This is a genomic window from Streptococcus sp. (assembly GCF_019414905.1).
GTDB lineage: Bacteria > Bacillota > Bacilli > Lactobacillales > Streptococcaceae > Streptococcus.
The window spans coordinates 1-2,499 of record NZ_DXLC01000289.1; the positions used below are offsets into that span (position 1 = coordinate 1).

Below are 2,499 nucleotides of genomic sequence, written 5' to 3' on the forward strand. Positions count from 1 at the left end.
ACGTAAGAGTATGTTGGATTTGACTAACCATATCCATACCCTCTTGCGTAAGTATCGTGATGTGAAATTAGGTTTGATTAATAAGGAAAAATGGCATAATGATCTCCGTCGTTACATTGAGATTATCATGCAGACAGATATGATTCGTGAAAAGAAATTGAAAGTAACCAATGAAATCACGAATGTAATGGAATACTACAATAGCTCATTCTTGAAGGCAGTTCCTCATCTGACTGCTGAGTACAAGCGTCTGGCTAAAAAACACGGTTTGGAGTTGAAACATCCTAAACCAATTACCATGGGTATGTGGATTGGTGGAGACCGTGATGGTAATCCCTTTGTTACAGCAGATACCTTGAAACAATCTGCCATGACTCAGTGTGAAGTCATCATGAACTACTATGATGAAAAGATTTACCAACTTTATCGTGAATTCTCTCTCTCAACCAGTATTGTCAATGTGAGCAAGCAAGTCAGAGAAATGGCTCGTCAATCCAAGGATAATTCTATTTACCGTGAAAAAGAGCTTTATCGTCGTGCCTTGTTTGATATTCAATCAAAAATCCAAGCAACAAAAACCTATCTGATTGAGGATAAGGAAGTTGGGGCTCGCTATGAAACGGCCAATGATTTTTATAAGGATTTAATTACTATTCGTGATTCCCTCTTGGAAAATAAGGGTGAAGCACTGATTTCTGGTGATTTTGTTGAGTTGATTCAGGCAGTTGAAATTTTTGGTTTCTATTTGGCATCTATTGACATGCGTCAAGATTCTAGTGTTCACGAAGCCTGTGTAGCTGAACTCTTGAAATCAGCAGGTATTCATTCGCATTATAGTGAACTAAGTGAAGAAGAAAAATGCCAGCTGCTTTTGAAAGAATTAGAAGAAGATCCACGTATTCTTTCTGCCACTCATGTTGAAAAATCAGAGTTACTTGAAAAAGAATTAGCAATCTTTAAGGCTGCTCGTAAGTTGAAAGATAAGTTGGGAGATGATGTTATTCGTCAGACTATCATTTCACATGCAACCAGCGTATCAGACATGCTGGAATTGGCTATCTTGCTAAAAGAAGTAGGGCTAGTTGATAAAGAAAGAGCCCGTGTCCAAATCGTTCCTCTCTTTGAAACAATCGAGGACTTGGACCACTCAGAAGAAACCATGAGAGAATACCTTTCTCTTCCTCTTGCTAAGAAATGGATTGCTTCACGCAATAACTATCAAGAAATCATGCTGGGCTACTCTGACAGTAATAAAGATGGTGGTTACTTATCATCATGTTGGACTCTCTACAAGGCTCAACAACAATTGACTGCTATTGGAGATGAATTTGGCGTTAAGGTTACCTTCTTCCATGGTCGCGGTGGGACTGTCGGTCGTGGTGGTGGACCAACCTATGAAGCCATCACATCTCAACCGCTCAAGTCTATCAAGGATCGTATCCGTTTGACGGAGCAGGGTGAAGTAATTGGGAATAAATACGGTAATAAAGATGCGGCCTACTATAACCTTGAAATGTTAGTATCTGCAGCCATTAACCGTATGATTACTCAGAAGAAGAGTGATACCAATACCTCAAATCGTTATGAAGCCATTATGGACCAAGTAGTGGACCGTAGTTACGATATCTACCGTGATTTGGTCTTTGGTAATGATCATTTCTATGATTATTTCTTCGAGTCAAGTCCAATCAAGGCTATTTCAAGCTTTAACATTGGTTCTCGTCCAGCCGCTCGTAAGACGATTACTGAAATCGGTGGTTTGCGAGCTATCCCTTGGGTATTCTCATGGTCGCAAAGTCGCGTCATGTTTCCTGGTTGGTATGGGGTTGGTTCAAGCTTCAAGGAATTTATCGATAAAAATCCAGAGAATATCGCTATCTTACGAGATATGTACCAAAACTGGCCTTTCTTCCAATCGCTTCTTTCAAATGTCGACATGGTCTTGTCAAAATCAAATATGAACATTGCTTTTGAATATGCCAAACTTTGTGAAGATGATCAAGTAAAAGCAATCTATGAGACTATTCTAAATGAATGGCAAGTTACCAAGGAAGTTATCTTGGCTATCGAAGGTTATGATGAACTCTTGGCTGAAAATCCATATCTGAAAGCAAGTTTGGATTACCGTATGCCTTACTTTAATATCCTCAACTATATCCAGTTGGAGTTGATTAAACGTCAACGTCGTGGAGAATTATCAAGCGATCAAGAAAAATTAATCCATACAACCATCAACGGAATTGCAACAGGATTGCGTAATTCAGGCTGATACCTATCAAACTTTCTCTTTTCTATAGGGGAAGTTTTTGAATATTTCAAAAAAATTCTCAAAGAGTCTTGACAAGTAGTTGAAAAATGATATAATTTAACCATTCAGAAAAGTAATCATACAAACTTTTTAGAGAGTCTGTGGTAGCTGAAAACAGATAAGTGGTGATGATGAAAATTGGGCTGAATGTTATTTAGAATTTGAAATCATAAAAATTCGGTGAGCACACC

Annotated in this window: 1 protein-coding gene; it reads left to right on the plus strand. The window is 38.4% G+C overall.

Features of this window, described 5'->3' with window-relative positions:
- Nucleotides 1–2,269, plus strand: a 2,269-nt coding sequence (ppc, locus tag QZ359_RS08785) for a phosphoenolpyruvate carboxylase (RefSeq protein WP_293965882.1), incomplete at its 5' end; no start/stop codon positions are given.
- Between the last annotated feature and the right edge of the window lie 230 nt (nucleotides 2,270–2,499).